Raw genomic sequence first — 22,354 nt, forward strand, 5'->3', positions numbered from 1 at the left:
TTATTCCCTGCCAGCCATCGCTTGACGGTGAAGAATACTGTGAAACTCTTCAGAGAAAGTCGCGTAGTTGTGTTCTAGCTTGCCTACTCGGCTGCTGAAGCGGTTGTACGCCATTACCGCTGGAATCGCAGCGAATAGACCCATTGCTGTTGCGATCAGTGCTTCTGCAATACCAGGAGCAACCATTGCGAGCGTCGCTTGCTTCACTTCACCTAATGCGATGAATGAGTGCATGATGCCCCAAACCGTACCAAATAGGCCGATGTATGGGCTGATAGAGCCAACGGTCGCCAAGAAAGGTAAGTTAGTTTCTAGTTCATCAACCTCACGAGCAACGGCAACGCGCATCGCACGGCCAGTGCCTTCCATAATGAAGTCAGGTGATGTTGCATTCGATTTACGAAGGCGAGCGAACTCAGTAAAGCCTGCGTAGAAAATTTCTTCAGTACCAGAAAGCTCGTCTTTGCGTTTGTTGCTCTCTTGGTACAGTTTTGCAAGATCAACGCCTGACCAAAATTTGTCTTCAAACACTTCTGTTTGTTTAGAAGCTTGAGATAACACTTTACTTCTTTTTATGATCATCGCCCAAGAAACAACAGACATGCCCATAAGAATCAGCATGACCATCTTAACTAGTAAACTAGCTTCTAAAATTAGGCCTAAGATTGAGATTTCAGCAGTCACTATTCGTTAGCTCCGTGAGAATAAATGTTGGCATTGCTTTGGGTTTCATTTTTTGATTATCGATACATGCTACCTTAACCATTGCTTTACACAATGCCTTGCCATCAGGATTTACGATCTCTTGACAGAAGACCAAGGTAGCTCGCTTCAACTCGTAAATATTTGTAATGACTTGTAAAGAATCATCAAGACGCGCGCCTTGAATAAAATCAATGTCCATATGTCGGACTACAAAACCGATGTTTTGTTCTAACAATACTTGCTGAGAAACGCCAATTGAGCGCAACATCTCAGTTCGAGCGCGTTCGAAAAACTTAAGATAGTTTGAATGGTATACAACGCCACCCGCATCGGTGTCTTCGTAATACACAGTCACTGGCCACGTAAATGGCTTAGATAATCCCTGCAATTTGCTACCACAATCCAAAACGATAAAGATCTCACTATAACCTAACTCCTTATCATTAATAGTATATCGCTGTGAATTTTTTGATTTGAGAGACGAAAAAAAAGGCCATCTGTATAAGATGACCTCTTTTTGGCTAAAAACCCAACAAGTATAAAGGCTCACGTTGTTATGAACCTAAATCCTTTGCCTTTTATAGAAGGCGCAGCGTCGTTAGGTAGAGCAAAATTGTGAGTGAAACATATGGGCTAAACAGTAGCTGCCACATCCAAGCTCTTGGCTTAAATCCGATACCGTAAACCATGCTTGAGCATACTGCCCAAATGAACATTGGCCCGATGATCGCGTTAAAGCCACCGATGCTTGTCGCATACGCTTCAGGATCCCACATCACTAAACCCACATGCATGAAACCCAATACTAGGGATAAGGCTCTAAGCAGAGTCTTATCCATTGGTTGATGCAGCTTAGCGATTTGCTCTGCGAGATTACTCACTGTCTTTGTCCATCATTTCTGAATGCTCTAGCCATAGAGCATTGATGATGCCGAATGCACATGCTAGAAGTACACCCAAAATCCATGCGAAATACCACATAAAATTTCTCCTAAGTTATTTAACTTCTAGCTTAGTAAGCTGAAACGTCGTTATCTTCGATGTGTTTCTTATCTAGACGACCGAACATTTTGTAGTATGTCCAAGTTGTGTAGCCAAGAATCACAGGAACCATTACCGCCGCAACGACAGTCATAAGACCAAGCGTTAGCTCACTCGCTGTTGAATCCCACATAGTCAAGCTTTGGTTAGGGTTCAGGCTTGATGGCATTACGAATGGGAACATTGCAAAACCAGCCGTTAGAATAACACCAGCGTTCGATAGGCTTGAGAACAAGAATGCGAAACCACCACGCTCAAAGCGAGATGCAATCACAGCAAGCAGTGGCATTGCTACACCAAGGATCGGCGCAGCCCACATTGCTGGATAAGTTTCGAAGTTTGTCATCCAAGCACCCACTTGAAGTGATACTTCTTTGTTTAGTGGGTTTGAGTCAGCAAACGTATCGATAGTGCTCGTAATTACATAGCCTTCGATAGATTGAACCCAGAAACCACCAATAACGAATAGAGCAATAGCAATTAGGCCAGTGATCTGAGCAACGTTACGAGCACGAGCGTGCAGCGCTTCTGTTGTCTTCATTTGAAGCCATGTTGCACCTTGCATCACGAACAACATCAGAGCCAACACACCACAAAGCAATGCAAATGGGTTAAGCAGAGCGAAGAACGTACCATGGTACTTAGACATCATAAATTCGTTCAGTTCAAATGGAACACCTTGTAGTAGGTTACCAAATGCCACACCGAAAATGATTGGTGGTACTGCGCCACTAAAGCAAAGTGCGTAGTCCCAAGTTTTGCGCCATTTTGGATCTTCGATCTTTGAACGGTAGTCAAGAGCAAGTGGACGTAACCAAAGTGCAGCTAGCGTTACGTACATTGCGAAGTAAAAACCAGAGAAAGACGTCGCGTAAACCAGTGGCCATGCAGCAAACAATGCACCACCCGCAGTGATAAGCCAAACTTGGTTACCATCCCAGTGAGGGGCAATCGTGTTTAGCATAATACGACGTTCAGTGTCGCTCTTACCGATAACAGGTGACAGAGCGGCAACACCCATATCAAAGCCATCAGTTACGGCGAAACCAACCAGTAGAACACCGATCAATACCCACCAAATAAGTCGTAAGCTTTCGTAATCAAACATAATATTCCCTCACTTATACTTCAACTGAACGGCTAACTTTGTCTTCAACAGAGTTATCGTTTTGTTCGAAGTGGTAACGGCCTGTCTTCAAGCTACTTGGACCTTTACGTGCGAATTTCAGCATTAGGTAAACTTCAGCAATCAAGAACACTGTGTAAAGTGCCAGGATAGCGAATAGAGAAGTCCAAAGCTGTTCAATAGTCAGTGCTGATGCAGCAACGTTAACCGGTAGGATTTCACCAACCGCCCATGGTTGACGACCAAACTCAGCAACGAACCAACCTGCTTCAATCGCAATCCAAGGAAGTGGGATTGAGAATAGCGCAGCTTTAAGTACCCATGGTTTCTGTTCGATTTTCTGACGACACGTTTGAACAAACGCAGCACCGAATACAAACAGCATGATGAAGCCACAAGCAACCATCAGACGGAATGACCAGAATAGAGGCCAAACTGTTGGGATAGAATCATCCGCAGCCATTTGGATTTGGTCTTCAGTTGCATCAACAACGTCGTCTGTGTAGCGCTTAAGAAGCAAGCCGTAACCTAGGTCACCTTTCACTTCGTCGAACGCAGCCATGTTTTCTTCAGACTTATCGCCTGCACGTAGCTTTTCAAGCAGCTCGTACGCGTACATACCAGTACGGATACGATCAACGTGGTCATCACGTAGGTCACGTAGGCCCGTTACTTCAGTATCAAGCGAACGCGTTGCGATGATACCCATTACGTAAGGAATTTTAATTGCGTAGTCAGTATTCATTGTCTCTTGGTTCGGAATACCAAAAACAGTAAATGCTGCTGGTGCTTCTTCAGTGTGCCATTCCGCTTCTACAGCAGCGAGCTTCACTTTTTGAACTTCACCAAGCTCGTAACCAGATTCATCACCTAGTACGATTACTGACAAGATCGCCGCCATACCGAAAGATGCTGCAATCGCAAAAGAACGACGAGCAAAGGCAAGGTCACGACCTTTAAGAATGTAGTATGAGCTGATACCAAGGATGAACATTGCACCCGTAGTGTAACCAGACGCTACTGTGTGTACGAATTTAACCTGCGCTACTGGGTTTAGGACAACTTCAGCGAAGCTCACCATTTCCATACGCATGGTTTCAAAGTTAAATTCCGCACCCACTGGGTTTTGCATCCAGCCGTTCGCTACCAAGATCCAAAGCGCTGAGAAGTTAGAGCCAAGAGCTACTAACCACGTTACCGCTAAGTGCTGACGCTTCGACAATCTGTCCCAACCGAAGAAGAAAAGACCAACAAAAGTAGACTCTAGGAAGAATGCAACAAGCGCTTCGATAGCCAGCGGAGCACCAAAGATGTCGCCAACATAGTGAGAATAGTAAGACCAGTTAGTACCGAACTGGAACTCCATGGTTAAGCCTGTCGCTACACCAAGAGCAAAGTTAATACCAAACAATTTACCCCAGAACTTAGTCATGTCCTTGTAAATTTGCTTGCCAGTCATTACATAAACTGACTCCATAATGGCAAGTAGAAATGCCATACCTAAAGTCAGTGGAACAAATAGGAAGTGATACATCGCTGTAAATGCAAATTGCAATCGCGACAGATCAACAACATCAATCATGGTAACTCCTTTGTGTCGGCTGAATGACACTTGTGTGATTATTCACCGCAAAAATCCATGTTAAAACAATTTGTGTAATTGTTATTACAAATTGAAATTTGTAGCAAAAACGTACCGTTATAGTTAGATTATTGTTAAGCATGAGCTAATATAGCTGGCGCTAATATTACTGGTAAAATCAGTATGTTTCAAAAGGTTTATAGGAGAACCTTGCGTTGATTTGTATCAATTTTATTCGAGCAAATTAGAGTTATTTTTGTACAATCATGATTAAAATCACACCAATTTAGCCTCTGTTAATAACAGCGCATGATATCTGTGACAAAAGCTCAGCACCACTTCAACATACGAATTACAACTACCTATAAAGCATTAACAAAAAATATGACAACTTATTTCATTTTTTGCTAGCTAAATCAAACCTGCAATCAAAGTTTTCATTTTTGACAGAGGCTATTCAGCCTTTTTATCGAATCGCTCAAAGAGTTGTTATTCAATAAAAAGCAAAAAATCCCAGCGCTTATGCAACTGGGATCTTTGAAAATGAATAATTTAACGATTAGACGGTTTATCTATTCCAAAGTGTAAATACGCTCTGTCGGTCGCGATTCGACCTCTTGGCGTTCTTTGTAAGTAACCTTGCTGAATCAAGTAAGGCTCCAACACATCTTCAATGGTGTCTCTCTCTTCACCAATCGCAGCTGCCATGTTGTCGATACCAACCGGACCACCGCCAAACTTCTCCATTATCGCAAGCAGAAGCTTTCTATCCATGTAGTCAAAGCCTTTGGCGTCAACGTCCAGCATGTTGAGTGCTTTATCTGCAACGTCTGGGCAAATATGTCCATCGCCTTTCACTTCCGCATAGTCACGAACACGACGTAGTAGACGGTTAGCAATACGTGGTGTGCCACGCGCACGGCGAGCAATTTCTAATGCACCTTCAGACTCCAGAGATAGGCCAAGGCAATCCGCGCTGCGTTGAACGATATTTTGAAGATCTTCTACTTTGTAGTACTCAAGACGCTGGGTAATGCCGAAACGGTCACGTAACGGAGACGTCAGTGAGCCAGCGCGAGTGGTTGCGCCAATCAAAGTGAAAGGAGGAAGATCAATCTTGATAGAACGTGCCGCAGGGCCTTCACCAATCATGATATCTAATTGGTAATCTTCCATTGCTGGATACAACACCTCTTCAACCACTGGGCTTAGACGGTGGATCTCATCAATGAACAGCACATCATTTTCTTCAAGGTTAGTCAGTAGCGCCGCAAGGTCACCGGCTTTCTCAAGAACAGGGCCTGAAGTGGTACGGATGCTCACATCCATCTCATTGGCAACAATGTTTGCCAACGTGGTTTTACCTAAACCGGGAGGGCCAAAAATCAACAGATGATCCAGAGCTTCATTTCGCATTTGAGCGGCTTGAATGAAAATCTCCATCTGGTTACGAACGTGGTCCTGACCTTGATAGTCGGCAAGTGCTTTAGGGCGTATTGCGCGATCAATGACATCTTCATCTTTAAAGACCGGATTATCCGGTGCAATCAGGCGATCGGCTTCAATCATAAATTCTGTTATTCCTAACTCTGCTCTTCCTGACTCTGCGCTTCTTGACTCTGTGTAAAGGCAAAGTGAATGAGTCTATTTTGTAGAACAAGTATATGAGGTATTAAACCATCGACTTTAGTGCTTCGCGAATCAATTGTTCACTTGTCATGCCATCTTTAGCCACTTGAGCAACAACTTTAGAGGCTTGAGTTGGTTTATAACCCAATGCAAGTAGTGCGCTTACTGCTTCTTCTTCAGCATCGTGGACTGTTGGCATTGAGTCCATAGGCGCTGCATCCGTTGCAGGCGTAAACAGATCACCTGCGCCCCACCCTTTCAAGCGGTCTTTCATTTCAACGACAAGACGCTCTGCGGTTTTCTTACCCACACCCGGAAGTTTAACCAGCGTAGAGATATCTTCACGTTCAACACTCTGAACAAACTGGCTAGCGGTCATGCCTGAAAGTATGCCAAGGCCTAGCTTAGGACCTACACCATTTGCTTTGATGACTTCACGGAACAGAGCACGCTCTTTTACCGTATTGAAACCATAAAGTAGTTGCGCATCTTCACGTACGACAAAGTGAGTGTAGATAATTGCCTCTTCGCCAACGTTTGGTAATTCATAAAAACAGCTCATTGGCATTTGTACTTCATAACCAACACCACTGACTTCGATTAGCAACTCTGGTGGCTGTTTTTCTATTAATGTACCGCGGAGGCGTCCGATCACAATTCACTCTCTTGATGGAATATTATTTGAGGGACAGAATATAAAAGAACTGGATGCTTATCCAGTTCTTTGTGTTTATTAAGGTGATTTATTTAAGCTTGCTTAGCTTGGGAAACCACACTATTCAGGCTTTCAACCAGTTCTTTTACCGAAGTAACATGGCCTGTTAATTCAGAACCATAATTGGCCACTAAACCCGATACTGATTTAGTTTCTGCAACACTCTGCGCCACCTCTGAACTCGCGAGATCGAGTTCTTTCAGAGAGCTCATCTGCATTGCCATAATATTGGTGAGCTGATTAACATCTGTTGAGATGGTTTGCACCTCTGAGATGATGCCGTTCATTTCATTCGCCGTAGTTTCAATAATGGCTCGACCGTTTTCTACTTCTTCTTTACTGCGATCTAACAAGGTTCGAATCTCTATCGCTGAATGACTGCTTTTCGCCGATAGCTCTCTCACTTGATCGGCCACCACAGCAAAGCCTCGTCCCTGTTCACCTGCGCGCGCAGCTTCGATTGCAGCATTGAGAGCCAATAAATTGGTTTGTTCGGCTACGGAAGTGATCAAATCAGCGACTTTCATGATTTCTTGATTACTTTGAATGATCTGGCTGATGGCACTGGTTGAGGCTTCTAGTGACTCAGAGCTCTTTTGCGCTTTCATTCCGACCGCTTCGCTGCGCTCTTTTAGCTCACCCACAAATGAATTAGATTCTTCGATGCCTTGAGTCATTTGATGCAGTTGTTGGCTCATCTGTTCTGCTGCACTCGCCTGAGATTCGCAATTGATGTTCAACACTTCAACTTGAGCATGCAGGTCTTGAGACTGCTGATCTAAATGGACAGATACGCCCTGTAAGCTTTCAGAGTTTGAGTTAGCTTGGTCTAGGACAATAGAAAGTCGACCTTCACTTTGCGTCGCTTGATTGGCAATCTGTTGGCTTTCCGAGATCGCATCTTCTGCCATTTCAATCGCCACCTCTTTTTGCTTAGCGGTAAACGCTTGAGCAATGCAAATCACCACCATCGGCATGATCACACCAGACCACGTTTCAACCACTACCGCTTCCGGAGTAAGTACTAACTGCGGAAATTCAAAGCCATCAAGATGAGCTGAAGTCATCACCAAAGAAACGCCAATCACTAACCCACTCCATACAAGGGCGACAATTCGAGTTCCCGACAAGAAAAAAGCGACCACTAACAACGGCACCCAATAAGCCTGTGTTGACGCCACCACACCACCGCTTTGGTAGATGATGTTCAAAGCGTGTACTGCCATCCCGACAAAACCAAAGTTAAGTGCAAGGCTGGGTTTACTGGTAACACGCAACAGCAGTGCGGAGATCAGTTCAAACACGATAAGGAATACAGATGTGGTGATCAGAAGTTGCTCTTCGTGCTTTGTCCATTTAATTAAGCTGTAGACACCCACAAAGAAGGCGATAAAGGTAAAGAGTAATAAGATATCGGCTTGTCTGACTTGGTTGTTACTCCACCCATTACTTTTGGGTAGAAACAACGCGCGCCACAGCTTGATAGGGTTCATCAGTGATCATCCTTGATTAACTTGTTAGACCTCTGACCAATGTTAATAACATGTTAAATGATGCGCAATGTTATTATTTGGTTTGTGTTCGAAAGATCTCATTTCATCAAGGATTTAGGGGCGTATTGTTTTGAACTGAGCCAAACGAGGCGTAAGGCTCATGTAATGCAAGCTATTAGAAAATAGAGGGATGGGATTAACGGTAGCGCCCTTTTCTCGCGCCTGTCGCTTTACCAGCAAGAGCTACCAAGGTTTTATTGGTGTTGGCGTGAGTGATCGCTACGCCTAGAGCATCGGCAGCATCGGCCTGTGGTTTAGCGGGTAACTTAAGCATGCTCATCACCATGTTCTGAACCATCGACTTATCTGCACCACCATTGCCTGTCACCGCTTGTTTGATTAAACGAGCCGCGTATTCATGAACAGGCAAATCCGCATTTACAGCCGCTACGATCGCGCTGCCCCTAGCTTGCCCAAGCTTAAGCGCTGAGTCTGCATTCTTAGCCATGAAGACCTGCTCTATCGCAAACACATCCGGTTGGAACTGAGTAATAATTTCGCTCACACCTGCATAGATCTGCTTGAGTCGACCCGGCAACTCTTTTTCTGAGGTGCGAATGCAACCACTCCCTAAGTAATATAGGTGGCGGCCATTTTGACGAATAACACCGTAACCGGTAATGCGTGAGCCAGGGTCAATTCCTAAGATAATAGACATAACTTCAATACTGATTATTTATACATGCTTTATGAGCTTAGTATATCGAACGCAAAAAAAAATGCCCGTCAAATTAACGGGCATTCTCTAATTTACTGGCAAGTCTTGGCTAATTAATTGAGAGCTCTCTATCAACTAGGATCTCTTCATCAACAAGAAAAGATAACAGGCTTACGCTTGCTCTTTTTTCTCTGCCAATTTAACTGCGATTGCTAGCTCTTCCAGTGATGCTGGGTTCGCTAGGCTTGGCGCGTCTGTCAGTAGACATGCTGCAGCTGTTGTTTTCGGAAATGCGATAACGTCACGGATGTTCTCAGTACCACAAAGCAGCATTGCTAGACGGTCAAGACCGAATGCTAGACCAGCGTGCGGTGGCGTGCCGTACTTAAGCGCTTCAAGTAGGAAGCCGAACTTCTCTTGTTGCTCTTGTGCTTCGATACCTAGGATACCAAATACCGCTGTTTGCATTTCTGCGTTGTGGATACGTACAGAACCGCCGCCTACTTCGTAGCCGTTGATTACCATGTCGTATGCATCAGAATTTGCTGCTGCTGGGTTCGCTTTTAGCTCTTCCGCGTTCACACCTAGTGGTGATGTGAATGGGTGGTGCATTGCGTGTAGGTTACCTTCGCCGTCTTCTTCGAACATTGGGAAGTCAACAACCCACAGTGGAGCCCATGCAGATGTGTCTGTTAGCTCTAGATCCGTACCTAGTTTAAGACGAAGTGCGCCCATTGCTTCAGCAACGATGCCCGCTTTGTCTGCGCCGAACAGAATGATATCGCCAGATTCAGCTTGAGTACGATCTAGAATACCGTTGATTACGTCTTCGCTTAGGAATTTAGCAACTGGAGATTGAATACCTTCCATGCCTGCAGCACGGTCGTTAACCTTCATCCAAGCTAGGCCTTTCGCGCCGTAGATGTTTACGTGTTCAGCGTAGCCGTCGATTTGCTTACGAGTTAGCTTAGCACCACCTGGAACACGGATAACTGCTACGCGACCTTTTTCGTCGTTAGCTGGGCCAGAGAATACCTTGAATTCAACATCTTTAACCAAGTCAGCAACGTCCACTAGCTCTAGTGGGTTACGTAGATCTGGCTTATCAGAACCGAAACGACGAATCGCTTCAGAGAAAGGCATTACTGGGAATTGGCCTAGTTCAACATCTAGAAGTTCTTTCCACATATCGTGAACAAGCTTCTCAGTCACGTTACGTACTTCTTGAGAAGTCATGAAAGATGTTTCGATATCGATTTGAGTAAATTCAGGCTGACGGTCAGCACGTAAATCTTCATCACGGAAACATTTAACGATTTGGTAGTAACGGTCAAAACCAGACATCATCAGCAGTTGCTTGAAAAGCTGAGGAGATTGAGGAAGTGCGTAGAAGCTACCTTTATGAACACGGCTTGGTACTAGGTAGTCACGAGCACCTTCTGGTGTCGCTTTTGTTAGTACTGGCGTTTCGATGTCTAGGAATAGGTTCTCATCTAGGAAACGACGAACGAAGCTAGAAGCACGTGCACGAAGCTTGATACGGTCGCTCATTTCTGGACGACGAAGATCGATGTAACGGTACTTAAGACGCTGCTCTTCAGAGTTCGTTTGGTTGAAGTCTAGTGGAAGCGCTTCTGAACGGTTGATGATCTCTAGACCAGTCGCGTAAAGTTCTACTTCACCAGTAGCCATGTCTTTATTTACTTGGCTGTCCGGACGAACACGTACTTCACCAGTAAACTTGATACAGAATTCATTACGCAGTTGGTTAGCGATCGGGAAGATATCTTTCATATCTGGATCGACAACAACCTGAACGATGCCTTCACGATCACGCATATCAATAAAGATAAGACCGCCTAAATCACGGCGACGGTTTACCCAGCCGCACAATTCTACAGTTTGTCCCGCCAGGGACTTGTTCAGGTTACCACAGTAATGGGTACGCATAATGAATTTCCCAATCTCTTAATAATTTACTAATTTCCAAGCTGTAGGTGTCAAAATAGCCCTACAGAGCAAAGGATCATTTATACGCGGAAACTCGCTTAAAATCGACCTTCCACATTCGAATTTATTGTGTTTTATCTGGCTTTGCTGCTTTTTAGCCCATCAAGTGCGCAAAGATTCATCAAAACCGAAAAAATTGCGATAATTATATCTCGAAAGTACCTTAATCAGCAAAACTCTCGTAGAGTAGATTTTCATTTCAACCCAAAAACTTTTTGTAATGACTGATGGCGTGATGGATAACGGTGTAATAGATGGATAATCGTGTAATAACAACAGAAACTTTACCTCTAAGACTTGGATTAACTATGTGGTCTCATTCTGAGTGGCAAAGTCAGTTCTACGGTAAAGGCACCAAGCCTGCCGAACGTTTGGAAAAATACACCCAAGTTTTCCATACCGTTGAGGGCAACACCACCTTTTACGCTACGCCAAGTATGTCTACCGTTCACAATTGGAAAGCCGCCAGTCACGATGATTTCAAGTTCACCTTCAAATTGCCCAAATTCATCACCCACCAGCAACAACTGAGACACTGCCAAGCCGAACTCAAAGAGTTCTTGATGACGATGTCGCCACTGCATGACCGTATTGGTCAATGGACGATTCAGCTGCCGCACAGTTTTGAGCCCAGCATGCTGCCTGCCCTACAAAAGTTTTGCACCTTATTCCCAAAAGATATGCAGCTTGGCGTCGAAGTTCGACACTTAGGTTTCTTTGATAAGGGCGATGCGGAAAAACGCTTCAACCAATGGCTGGTTGAGGAAGGCATCAATCGCATCATTATGGACAGCCGCCCCGTTTTCTCTGCGCCACCCACCACAGAAGCGGTGATCGATGCGCATCAGAAAAAACCGCGTGTTCCTGTTCATGCAATTGCTACCGCCAATAACCCGATGATTCGATTTATTGGTCACCCAGACCAAGAACCTAATATTGAGTTTTTTAAGCCTTGGTTTGCCAAAATCCCAAACTGGCTTAATGAAGGCAAGCAGCCCTATTTAATGATCCACACCCCAGACAATAACCACGCACCTGAACTTGCGATTGCTATTTATAAGAGGCTACAAAAGCAAGTCTCTGAAAATACTTCATTATTACTGCCCGAACTGGCTCAGTTTCCAGCTCAAAAAGGCAATCACCAAATCTCGATGTTTTAACCTCTCACTTGTAAGTGGCTTCGAACCTTGAGCTAAATCTCAGTTTTCGTGACAGTGGCGTTTTTTTTACGTAAAATACGCCCCCTTTTATTTGGTACGAATTTTGTGCCAATTACGCTGACTGTCGAGAGAAAATGCTATGAGCAACACAGACAATATCTTTTCCGCTCCTATTGATAAAATTGGAGACTTCACCTTTGATGCAAGGGTTGCTGAAGTATTTCCGGATATGATTCAACGTTCGGTGCCTGGCTATAGCAATATCATCTCTGCAATCGGCATGCTGGCTGAGCGCTTTGTAAAGCCACACTCAAATATTTACGACCTTGGCTGCTCGCTTGGTGCTGCGACACTTTCTATGCGTCGTCACATTCAGCAAGAAGGCTGCACGATTTTCGCGATCGATAATTCAGAAGCCATGGTTGAGCGCTGCAAATTGCACGTAAATGCTTACCGCAGTGACACACCGGTAGAAGTGATTGAAGCCGACATCCGTGAAGTGGAAATCAAAGACGCTTCTGTTGTGGTGCTTAACTTTACGCTGCAATTTCTTTCTCCAGACGATCGATACGCTCTGCTTGAGAAAATTCATGCTGGCCTGCGCCCAGGCGGGATCTTAATCCTGTCAGAAAAATACGTATTCGAAGATGAAAGCTCAAATGAACTGCTTATCGACCTGCACCATGATTTCAAACGTGCTAACGGGTACAGCGAGCTAGAAGTAAGTCAGAAACGTAGCGCAATTGAAAACGTGATGCGCCCGGATTCGATCCCTGTTCACAGAGAGCGATTTGATAAGATTGGCTTCTCAAGCAGCGAAGTCTGGTTCCAATGTTTCAACTTTGGTTCAATGTTCGCGATAAAGTAAACATTTTAGATTACGTAACCGTCGCGACACCGTTAGCACGTACTAAAATGTCATCCTCAAGAGCGAGGAACAAACGAATTGGGGATCTCTTATCAAACACGATAAACGAGATTCCCTAGCATGTTTGTCCACACTCTTAATGGAGTGACAAATTTAATTTCTACACCACCAACTCAGTGAAAACCTATGTTTAATTTTGCCAATTTTTATCAACTTATTGCCCAAGATACTCGCCTTCAGCCGTGGCTAAATGTCCTGCCACAGCAACTGACCGATTGGCAAAATGCAGAGCACGGTGACTTTGACCGCTGGCTACGTGCACTAAACAAGATTCCACAAGACGTGCCAGATCAAGTTGACCTGAAAAATTCAGTGACGATTGGTAGTTCTACGCCATACCACACAGGCGAACTGAAAAAGCTAGAAAGCTTATTGAAGACTTTCCACCCGTGGAGAAAAGGTCCTTATACGGTTCACGACATCCATATCGATACAGAGTGGCGCAGTGACTGGAAATGGGATCGTGTGCTTCCACATATATCTCCATTAAAAAACCGTTCGGTTCTCGATGTAGGTTGTGGCAATGGTTACCACATGTGGCGCATGCTGGGTGAAGGTGCTCGCTTAACGGTTGGTATCGATCCTTCCCACCTATTCTTGGTTCAGTTTGAAGCAATTCGTAAGTTGATGGGCGATGACCAACGAGCTCACCTATTACCTCTAGGTATTGAGCAGCTCCCAAAGCTAGAAGCCTACGACACGGTATTCAGCATGGGCGTGCTTTACCATCGTCGTTCACCACTGGACCACTTGATTCAACTGAAAGACCAATTGGTGTCTGGCGGTGAACTGGTTCTTGAAACCTTGGTGATTGAAGGCGATGAGAACGCAGTATTAGTTCCGGTTGACCGTTACGCGCAAATGAGAAACGTCTACTTCTTCCCTTCAGCTCGCGCACTGAAACGCTGGCTAGAACAAGTTGGTTTTGAAGACGTACGAATCGTTGACGAAAATGTCACGACAATTGGTGAACAACGCACCACAGAATGGATGACACACAACTCTCTTCCAGATTACCTCGATCCGAACGATCCAAGTAAAACGGTTGAAGGTCACCCTGCACCGAGACGTGCGATTCTGGTAGCAACAAAGCCATAGATTTACTGCCCACAAAGCAGTGGCATATTGAGTAAATAAAGCTCAAGCCTATTAAGGCAGCAAAACAATTGCTTGCATGGTCAAAAAGCCACTGTTAATTTCGCGGTGAACCTTGCTTCCTTAGCTTAAGAATTGAACAAAAATTGACTTGTGTTTAATAAGTGAGCTATTCCAAATAGCAATAATTGGCGTAGCGCTCACATTGCGATTCAATATGACCAGACTCTTACAATAGGATGCTTCACGCATCCTTTTTTGTGGGCTAAACTTCTAAATAGTCTGAACTATTCTCTAATTCTCAAAGGTTTTTTTATGTTTAAGCGATTATCGCCTATTGTGGCGGTTGGTTTGCTCTCTGGTTGTACTCTTACAAATGGTGCTACCTACCACCAAGAAACTCTCGACGCTATTTCCCGCTCAGAGACAAACATCGCAAATAAGGTTCAAAATCTTGAACTGCAACTAAGCAATCAAAGTGACTATATTGAAAGCTTAGAAGACGAAATTACTACCCTTTCTAGTCAATTAGATACCCATCTAACGAGCATGGAACACAAGGTTATTGAAGAGCTAGAGGAAGAGGAACCGGTCGCTATTGCCGTTGCTCCTATCGCTCCTATATCACAACCGACTATCCTTGGCGGCATCGAAAAAGTGTTTATCGACTCTATCAAGCAAAGCTTTGATGCTCGTGTTGATACAGGTGCAACCACCTCTTCTTTAAACGCTGTCGATATCAAAGAATTCGAACGTAACGGCAAGAACTGGGTTAAATTTCACCTAGACGACAAAGCCCAAGCTAAAGAAGACCAGAAATGGATTGAAGCGCCTGTTGTACGTTATGTAAAAATCCGTCAATCAACCAATGATCAAGCAGAACGTCGAGCTGTGATCGAATTATGGGTGAAAGTTGGAAAAATCCATGAAAAAGCGCAATTTACATTGGCGGATCGCTCTCAAATGAGTCACCCTGTGTTACTAGGGCGCGAATTTATCAAAGACATAGCGCTAGTAGATGTAAGTAAAAAGTACGTACAAACGGAAGTTAAATAACAATAGTAGGGTAAGCTATGACGTCAAGAATTCCATTTTATATCTCTATATTCCTGCTTATTGTGGCAGGTATAACACTGAGTATGTTCAGACATACGACCTACGGTGTACCTTGGACTCCAGGGGAAACCAGACAGGTTTGGGACGTTGAAGCTCGCATCGAGTTCAACGCAGTAGGCAAAGAAGCAAAAGTTTCCTTAGCGGCTCCTCATACTCAGTCTAACTACACACTTATCGGCGAATCGGCTTCATCGCCAGGTTATGGTATCTCTTACTTGAATACCGAATCAGGTCGCCGCGCAGAGTGGTCTATTCGATACGCAGATGGCCCTCAAACTATCTACTACAAAACACAATTCCTAGTCGACAACCAAGCAAAAGTTGATGCTATACCGCCAGAAGGCGAAGTCGCACAGCCAAGCTTCGACGGCCCTGAAGAAGCCGCTTCTTTTGCATTGATTGATAGAGCGACAAAGCGTTCTGCAGACAACCTCACTTTTACCCGTGAGCTCATCAAAACACTTAACGATCCAGACAGCCAAAACTCAGCGCTTATTCTGAATAACATGACTAAAGTGGAAGCGACACACAAGCTACTTTCAGCAGCAAACATTCACAATAAAGTGGTTGGTGTTATCGAGCTAGAAGATGGACGTCGTCGTCAATCTATCCAGCAAATGAACCAGATCTGGGATAACGACCAATGGGTTTTATTCTCTCCTGAATCAAGCGAACAGCAAGTTCAGCCAAACCTGCTAATTTGGGATGAATCAAATGTATCTCTATTAGACGTGGTTGGCGGTCAGAACAGTAAAGTTCACTTCTCGATGATTGCTCAGGAGGTGACTCCCACTGAAGCAACCAACAGTAAAGTCTCTGCGGATCAACTGTTAAACCTTTCCATTCATAGTCTGCCGCTAGAAGAGCAAGCGATGTTTAAAACCATCATGCTGATTCCTATCGGTGCTCTGATTGTTGTGTTCCTACGTGTCATCATCGGTCTGAAAACGTCTGGTACGTTCATGCCTGTACTGATTGCGGTAGCCTTTGTACAAACACAATTGGTAACGGGTATTGTCGGCTTCCTACTTATCGTAGGTACAGGTCTTATTATTCGAAGTTACTTATCCAAGCTCAACTTACTACTGGTCGCCAGGATATCCGCCGTAATCATCACGGTAATCATGATTATTTCTGTATTCACTGTGGTCGCGTTTAAAGTGGGTCTGACTGAAGGTCTATCCATTACGTTCTTCCCAATGATTATCCTATCTTGGACTATCGAACGTATGTCTATCCTATGGGAAGAAGAAGGCGCGAAAGAAGTAATGCTGCAAGGTGGTGGTTCTCTATTTACTGCGGTTCTTGTTTACTTAGGCATGACTAACCCGTTCATTCAGCACTTAACGTTTAACTTTATTGGTTTACAACTTGTTATTCTAGCGACCATCTTGCTACTAGGTAACTACACAGGATACCGTCTAACCGAGCTTCGTCGCTTTAAACCGCTAGCGGAGGACTAAGTTATGTTTGATCAGTTTACTTCACCGTTTAGGTTGAAAGACAAAGGCATAATGGGAATGAACAAGCGTAACCATAGTTATATTGGTCGCTACAATGATCGTTCCAAGTATCCACTCGTTGATGACAAGCTTAAGACTAAAATCATTGCTGAACAGGCTGGCGCTACTGTGCCAAAACTGATTGGCGTTATTGGTCATCAAGCTGAAGTAAAAACAATCCACAAGATGGTAAAAGAGTGGCCGGGTTTCGTAATCAAGCCAGCTCAAGGCAGCGGCGGTAAAGGAATCCTTGTTGTGACTTCTCACAAGGACGGCGTTTACACCAAGCCATCGGGTTCGACTATCAATGAAGAAGACGTAGAGCGCCACATCAGTAACGCTCTCGCGGGTCTTTTCTCACTCGGTGGTAAGAACGATGTTGCTGTAGTTGAAAACCTCATCAAGTTTGACGAGTGTTTTGACGGCTTCAGTTACGAGGGTGTACCAGATGTACGAATCATTGTATTCAAGGGCTACCCTGTAATGGCGATGATGCGTCTATCGACTTCGGCTTCTGATGGTAAAGCTAACTTGCACCAAGGTGCTGTGGGCGTAGGTATTTGTATCGCTACGGGTAAAGCCGTTCGTGCGGTTCAATTTGACCACCCAGTGACTCACCACCCAGATACGGGTAAAGAGTTGGCGCTACTACAAGTACCCCATTGGGAAAAGCTGCTGACACTTGCATCAAGTGCTTGGGAAATGACAGGCCTTGGTTACATGGGTACGGACATGGTTTTAGACCAAGAAGAAGGCCCGATGGTACTGGAGCTAAACGCTCGCCCTGGATTAGCAATACAGATTGCAAACGGCGCAGGTTTATTACCTCGCTTGCATCATATTGAAAACCTGGGCACACCGGCTGAATACCCAAAACCAGCAGAGCGCGTTGCCTACGCTGCTAAGCAATTTGGCGTTCACGGTAGCGAAATTGTTCAAAACTAAGCTCATCTAAATTAAAGCGAAACGACTCAGTTATTGATACTGAATCTAGCTCGATAAAAAGGCCGCATAACTCTGAGAGTTACGCGGCTTTTTAATGCCAGCCGTCTTCACCGAGCTAATATGATTAAGCCTCTGTTACTTCACACTCAGGCTCACGAATAGGATCAATACGCACAGCCGCCACCTTAAATTCAGGGATCTTCGCGTGTGGATCAGTCGCTGTGGTAGTCAAACGGTTAACTGGTGATTCAACAAAATGGAATGGAATAAATACCACACCCTTTTGCATTCGTTTAGTCACAAAGGCCGCGATTTCGATTTCACCACGACGTGTTGAGACCTTAAGCATCTGACCATTCGAGATACCTAGCGCTTCAGCATCATGAACACTCACCATGGCACGCGGCCCTGCTAAGTTATCCAACCCTTTTGTTTTACGTGTCATGGTTCCGGTGTGGAACTGTTCTAGAATACGGCCTGTCGTTAATACTAACGGGTATTCCGCATCCGGTAGCTCAGCAGCGTATCTAAACGGAATCGCCTCCATTTGACCACGCCCACGCGTAAATTGGGTCTGGTGCATGATACGTGTGCCATCAGGGTTGTTCTTATTACTTGGCCATTGCACGCCGTTCACCGTAATGTTCTCCCAACGTAAACCACCATACTGTGGCGTGACACGCGCTATCTCATTGGTGATATCAGCAACCGAGTCATATTCCCAATTGCCGCCCATCGCATTAGCCAACATTTGGATAATCACCCAATCTTCTTTCGCTTCACCTGGAGGCAATACCGCCGGGTTAATACGCTGAACACGACGCTCGGTATTAGTAAAATGACCAGACTTCTCAGCAAACGAGCAAGACGGTAGCACCACATCGGCATATTGAGCGGTTTCGGTTAAGAAAATATCTTGAACCACGAGGAAATCTAACGCTTCAAGACCTTCAATCACATGCGCTTGGTTCGGGTCACTCAGCACTGGGTTCTCGCCCATTACGTACAGACCACGAACATCTCGATGACACGCTCCATCAATAATTTCGGTCAACGTTAAGCCTGTTTCAGCCGGTAGGTCAGAAACACCCCACTCCATCGCGAATTTTTGACGAACCATTGGGTTGTACACTTTCTGATAACCCGGAAGGTTATTTGGCAATGCGCCCATGTCACACGCACCCTGAACATTGGATTGACCACGTAATGGGTTGATACCGCCGCCTTCAATTCCGATATTGCCACACAAGAGCTGTAGGTTAGCGATTGATCGAACGTTATCGTGACCAGTGGTATGTTGCGTAATGCCCATCGAGTAGTACACCGCTGTACGCTCTGCAGTACCAATCAATCGCGCCATTGCGAAGATGTCTTCCGCTTTAACGCCAGTTACCAGCTCCACTTTGTCTAGTGAATAACTTGGTGACATTACCTCTTGAAGCAAGGTATCAAAGCCATCCACACGGTCTTCGATATACTCTTGGTCGTACCAACCGTGTTTGATGATTTGCTGCATCACACCATTGATCAACATTACATCAGTACCCGGTCGGTGCGCTAAATAAAGTTCAGCATGGTCAGCAATATCGATTCGTTTTGGATCGGCAACGATCAATCTCGCTCCACCATGTCTCACAGCTTGCTTGATATGCGAGCCAATAATTGGGTGTGCTGACGTGGTGTCGGAGCCAATAATAAAGATCACATCTGAGTGCTTGATGCTTGGAATATCATTGGTCATCGCCCCGCTACCTAGCGAAGCCTCTAAACCAGTAACAGTAGATGCGTGACAAAGGCGCGCACAGTGATCGACGTTATTGGTACCGAGTTCACGACGTATGAATTTTTGGAAGGCATAGTTATCTTCATTGGTGGTTTTCGCCGACGAGAACCCCGCTAAAGCGTTACTGCCAAAGCCTTGCTTAATCGCAGTAAACTTCTCGGCAATAAGCTTAACTGCCTCATCCCAACTTGCAGGTTGCAACCAGCCATCTTTACGAATTAATGGTGTGGTTAAACGCGCATCGCTGCCCACAAAATCGAAGCCAAATCGTCCCTTAACACACAACATGCCTTCATTAACCGGAGAGTCTCCGCCTTCGATATAGCGAATTTTGTTTTTCTGCTCATCGATATGCATGGTTAACTTACAACCCACACCGCAATAAGTGCAGATGGTATCGACTTTCTTGAGTACGTCTGTGTCTCCCTGCTTTCTGTCGCGAGCATCGACCATTGCACCGGTTGGACACGCCTGAATACACGATCCGCATTGAACGCAGTTTGAGTCGCCCATTAAGGTCTTGTCCGCCCCAAAGTTAGGACGACATTCAGGTCTTGATGCAGGTTTGCCATCCGATTGATTCATGAAGCTTAGAACGCCATGAACATTCTGTTCTCGACACGCTTGGATACACTGGCCACAACTAATACAGCGGTTAGCGTCAAAGATAATGAACTCAGAACTGTCATCGACCGAAAATTTTTGTCTTGTTAACCCGACCTTCGCTTCTTCAGCACGAATCGCCTGCCAACTCTCATTCGAAGCCACATCGATTTTGTATTCAGGATGGGTTTGCGTTGCTTTGTATTCAGTCGAGTAGTCTCGTAGGTCGCAATCTGTATTAGCTTGGCAGCCACACTCTAGACATCTTGCAGCTTCAGCGATTGCATCGGCATTATCAAACCCTGTTTCTACTTCATCGAAGCTTTGTTCACGCTGTTCGGGCGTTAGCTCAGGCATGATCTTGCGCGCCATGCGTTGTATAGATTTGTATTGCTCAGGATCCACCGCTTTGAGCTGTTTGTGCTTTCTTGAGTTAAACGGTTTAGCCGGAATATTTTCCATATCACCATGGAAGAAGCGATCGATCGCTTGTGCAGCAATACGCCCATCCCCAACCGCTTCGACTGCAGTTGCAGGGCCGCGTCGGAAATCACCAATACTGAAAATATTTCCGGTTCCGGTATGCATGGTTTGTGGATCAGCATCTGCGGTATTCCAACGAGTAAGAGGAATATCAATTGCTTCATTGTCCATAAAACTCAGATCAGGCTTTTGCGACACGGCAGCAATAACCGTATCAAACGCTTCAACAAAGAACTCGCCAGTTGGTTTAGGGCTGCGGCGGCCTGAAGCATCAGCAGGACCCAAAGCCATTCGTTCTAATCGTATTTCTGATACATGACCATTTTCATCGGCTATGTTTTCTGCAGGGTTGGTTAAGAAGTGAAACTTCACACCCTCATGTTCAGCTTCTTCGATTTCGTAATCTTCTGCTGGCATCTCATCTCGAGTACGACGATAAATCAGCGTAGTATCCGCGCCATCACGAACTGCGGTTCGAGCACAGTCAATCGCTGTATTACCGCCACCGATCACGGCAACCTTTTTACCAGTGACGTACTGCTGATCGGTCACGTAATCTTTCAGATAATCGACACCCAAATAACAACCTCCGAGTTCGCTACCCGGGTAATTCATCTCGACCGCTTGCGATGCACCAACGGCTAAACAAACCGCATCAAAATCGTTACTTAAATCAGACAGTGTAAAATCAACACCGAGTTTTTTACCGCACTCAACCACCATTCCGTTGCGACACATCAACTCGATTTCTTTATCTAGAATCGACTTAGGTAAGCGATATTCAGGGATACCGTAACGCAGCCAACCACCCGCTTGCGGCATCGACTCATAGACACTGACATCATAGCCTTCGTTAGATAGGTAATAACCCGCCGTAAGCCCACCGGGGCCACTACCGACAATTGCAATACTCTTGCCTTTATTCGGTTTCTTAGCTGGCATGTAGCTCTCTTGAGCCGCTAGATCCGCATCGGCAGCGTGTCGTTTGAGTTGGCGAATCGCAATGGATTCATCGACCAAGTTACGACGACATTCGGTTTCACAGAAAGCAGGACACACACGACCAATTGAAAGCGGCATTGGCAATGTCTTTTTGATCACTTCAATCGCTTTAATGTGATCATTTTGAGCAATATGGTGCAGGTAAGATTGGATGTCGACCCCAGCAGGACAGACTGTTTGGCATGGCGCCTCACAGTCAGCGTAGTGATCGGTCATGATGCGATTCAACGCTTCTTGTCGATGATTCGTTAACTGTTTTGACTGAGTGGTAATATTCAGCCCATTAGACACTTCAAGCTCACAAGAGCGAGTAACACCAACGCCATCAACTTCCACAACACACAAATCACACGGCACTTTATCCGCTGTTTTATTCAAACCACATAAAGATGGGATTTCCAAACCACATGTTTTTGCCGCTTCAAGAACGGTTTGTCCTTGCTCGACGATTCGATATTTCCCATCAATAACGATTTGAATCATACCTAAGTCCTACCTTTACCTTTCGCACACGCGAGTTATCAACAATTAAAATTTAAGTAATACAATATTATTAATATTATTAAATCTATGTCATTACCATACATTATTTGTGGTTTTGTGCGTGTGACCTCAAACAAGTTCCATTGATAATAACCATAATGTATGAGTGGTCTTATCAGTGTCGACGAAAGGATTAAGCGGGAGGGGTTCTGCTGTAGAAGTAAGAAGTAAGAAG

The 22,354-nt window shown here is 44.9% G+C and carries 18 protein-coding genes; 6 read left to right on the forward strand and 12 right to left on the reverse strand.

The window, feature by feature from the left end; translation table 11 throughout:
- The 11 genes from tolQ to aspS form a co-directional block, all read right to left on the reverse strand.
- Positions 1-684, reverse strand: a complete 684-nt coding sequence (tolQ, locus tag AB4512_RS00780; protein WP_017111033.1) for a protein TolQ — start codon at positions 682-684, stop codon at positions 1-3.
- Positions 674-1,111: a tol-pal system-associated acyl-CoA thioesterase gene (gene ybgC / locus AB4512_RS00785; RefSeq protein ID WP_048616298.1), complete on the reverse strand. Its 438-nt coding sequence runs from the start codon at positions 1,109-1,111 to the stop codon at positions 674-676. Before ybgC ends, tolQ begins: the two co-directional genes overlap by 11 nt.
- A 172-nt stretch (positions 1,112-1,283) precedes the next feature.
- Complete coding sequence (ybgE, locus tag AB4512_RS00790; protein WP_017067532.1) at positions 1,284-1,586, reverse strand: cyd operon protein YbgE; 303 nt, start codon at positions 1,584-1,586, stop codon at positions 1,284-1,286.
- Entirely contained in the window at positions 1,579-1,686 is a 108-nt protein-coding gene (gene cydX / locus AB4512_RS00795; protein WP_000270284.1) for a cytochrome bd-I oxidase subunit CydX, read from the reverse strand. Before cydX ends, ybgE begins: the two co-directional genes overlap by 8 nt.
- A gap of 31 nt (positions 1,687-1,717) precedes the next feature.
- Positions 1,718-2,854, reverse strand: a complete 1,137-nt coding sequence (cydB, locus tag AB4512_RS00800) for a cytochrome d ubiquinol oxidase subunit II (RefSeq protein ID WP_017062076.1) — start codon at positions 2,852-2,854, stop codon at positions 1,718-1,720.
- A 13-nt stretch (positions 2,855-2,867) separates the two neighbouring features.
- Positions 2,868-4,454: a cytochrome ubiquinol oxidase subunit I gene (gene cydA / locus AB4512_RS00805; RefSeq protein WP_017062077.1), complete on the reverse strand. Its 1,587-nt coding sequence runs from the start codon at positions 4,452-4,454 to the stop codon at positions 2,868-2,870.
- A gap of 552 nt (positions 4,455-5,006) precedes the next feature.
- Positions 5,007-6,023, reverse strand: a complete 1,017-nt coding sequence (gene ruvB / locus AB4512_RS00810) for a Holliday junction branch migration DNA helicase RuvB (protein WP_017083931.1) — start codon at positions 6,021-6,023, stop codon at positions 5,007-5,009.
- A 103-nt stretch (positions 6,024-6,126) separates the two neighbouring features.
- Entirely contained in the window at positions 6,127-6,738 is a 612-nt protein-coding gene (gene ruvA / locus AB4512_RS00815) for a Holliday junction branch migration protein RuvA (RefSeq protein WP_017076435.1), read from the reverse strand.
- Between the two features lie 92 nt (positions 6,739-6,830).
- Complete coding sequence (locus AB4512_RS00820; RefSeq protein WP_372174152.1) at positions 6,831-8,291, reverse strand: methyl-accepting chemotaxis protein; 1,461 nt, start codon at positions 8,289-8,291, stop codon at positions 6,831-6,833.
- A gap of 196 nt (positions 8,292-8,487) precedes the next feature.
- Entirely contained in the window at positions 8,488-9,009 is a 522-nt protein-coding gene (gene ruvC / locus AB4512_RS00825; protein ID WP_004736470.1) for a crossover junction endodeoxyribonuclease RuvC, read from the reverse strand.
- Between the two features lie 171 nt (positions 9,010-9,180).
- Positions 9,181-10,959 (reverse strand): aspartate--tRNA ligase, encoded by a 1,779-nt coding sequence (aspS, locus tag AB4512_RS00830; RefSeq protein WP_017062081.1) that lies wholly within the window; start codon positions 10,957-10,959, stop codon positions 9,181-9,183.
- A gap of 314 nt (positions 10,960-11,273) precedes the next feature.
- Here aspS and AB4512_RS00835 point away from each other — a divergent pair, with 314 nt between their 5' ends.
- The 6 genes from AB4512_RS00835 to AB4512_RS00860 all read left to right on the forward strand — a co-directional run bounded on the left by AB4512_RS00835 (position 11,274) and on the right by AB4512_RS00860 (position 17,765).
- Positions 11,274-12,179, forward strand: coding sequence for a DUF72 domain-containing protein (locus AB4512_RS00835; protein ID WP_029235140.1), 906 nt, complete (start codon positions 11,274-11,276; stop codon positions 12,177-12,179).
- Positions 12,180-12,318: 139 nt separating this feature from the next.
- Complete coding sequence (cmoA, locus tag AB4512_RS00840) at positions 12,319-13,047, forward strand: carboxy-S-adenosyl-L-methionine synthase CmoA (protein ID WP_017062083.1); 729 nt, start codon at positions 12,319-12,321, stop codon at positions 13,045-13,047.
- Positions 13,048-13,233: 186 nt separating this feature from the next.
- Positions 13,234-14,205 (forward strand): tRNA 5-methoxyuridine(34)/uridine 5-oxyacetic acid(34) synthase CmoB, encoded by a 972-nt coding sequence (cmoB, locus tag AB4512_RS00845; RefSeq protein WP_017062084.1) that lies wholly within the window; start codon positions 13,234-13,236, stop codon positions 14,203-14,205.
- 312 nt (positions 14,206-14,517) lie between these two features.
- Positions 14,518-15,258, forward strand: a complete 741-nt coding sequence (locus AB4512_RS00850; RefSeq protein WP_017062085.1) for an ATP-dependent zinc protease — start codon at positions 14,518-14,520, stop codon at positions 15,256-15,258.
- 17 nt (positions 15,259-15,275) lie between these two features.
- Positions 15,276-16,781 carry an inactive transglutaminase family protein gene (locus tag AB4512_RS00855; protein ID WP_029235671.1) on the forward strand — a complete coding sequence of 502 codons (1,506 nt, stop codon included), beginning with the start codon at positions 15,276-15,278 and terminating at the stop codon, positions 16,779-16,781.
- Between the two features lie 3 nt (positions 16,782-16,784).
- Positions 16,785-17,765: an alpha-L-glutamate ligase-like protein gene (locus AB4512_RS00860; protein WP_029235672.1), complete on the forward strand. Its 981-nt coding sequence runs from the start codon at positions 16,785-16,787 to the stop codon at positions 17,763-17,765.
- A 124-nt stretch (positions 17,766-17,889) separates the two neighbouring features.
- Here AB4512_RS00860 and fdhF read toward each other — a convergent pair whose 3' ends face one another.
- Complete coding sequence (gene fdhF / locus AB4512_RS00865) at positions 17,890-22,119, reverse strand: formate dehydrogenase subunit alpha (protein ID WP_372174154.1); 4,230 nt, start codon at positions 22,117-22,119, stop codon at positions 17,890-17,892.
- Positions 22,120-22,354 lie beyond the last annotated feature (235 nt).

Source organism: Vibrio sp. 10N.222.52.B7 (assembly GCF_041474275.1).
Taxonomy (GTDB): domain Bacteria; phylum Pseudomonadota; class Gammaproteobacteria; order Enterobacterales; family Vibrionaceae; genus Vibrio; species Vibrio crassostreae_C.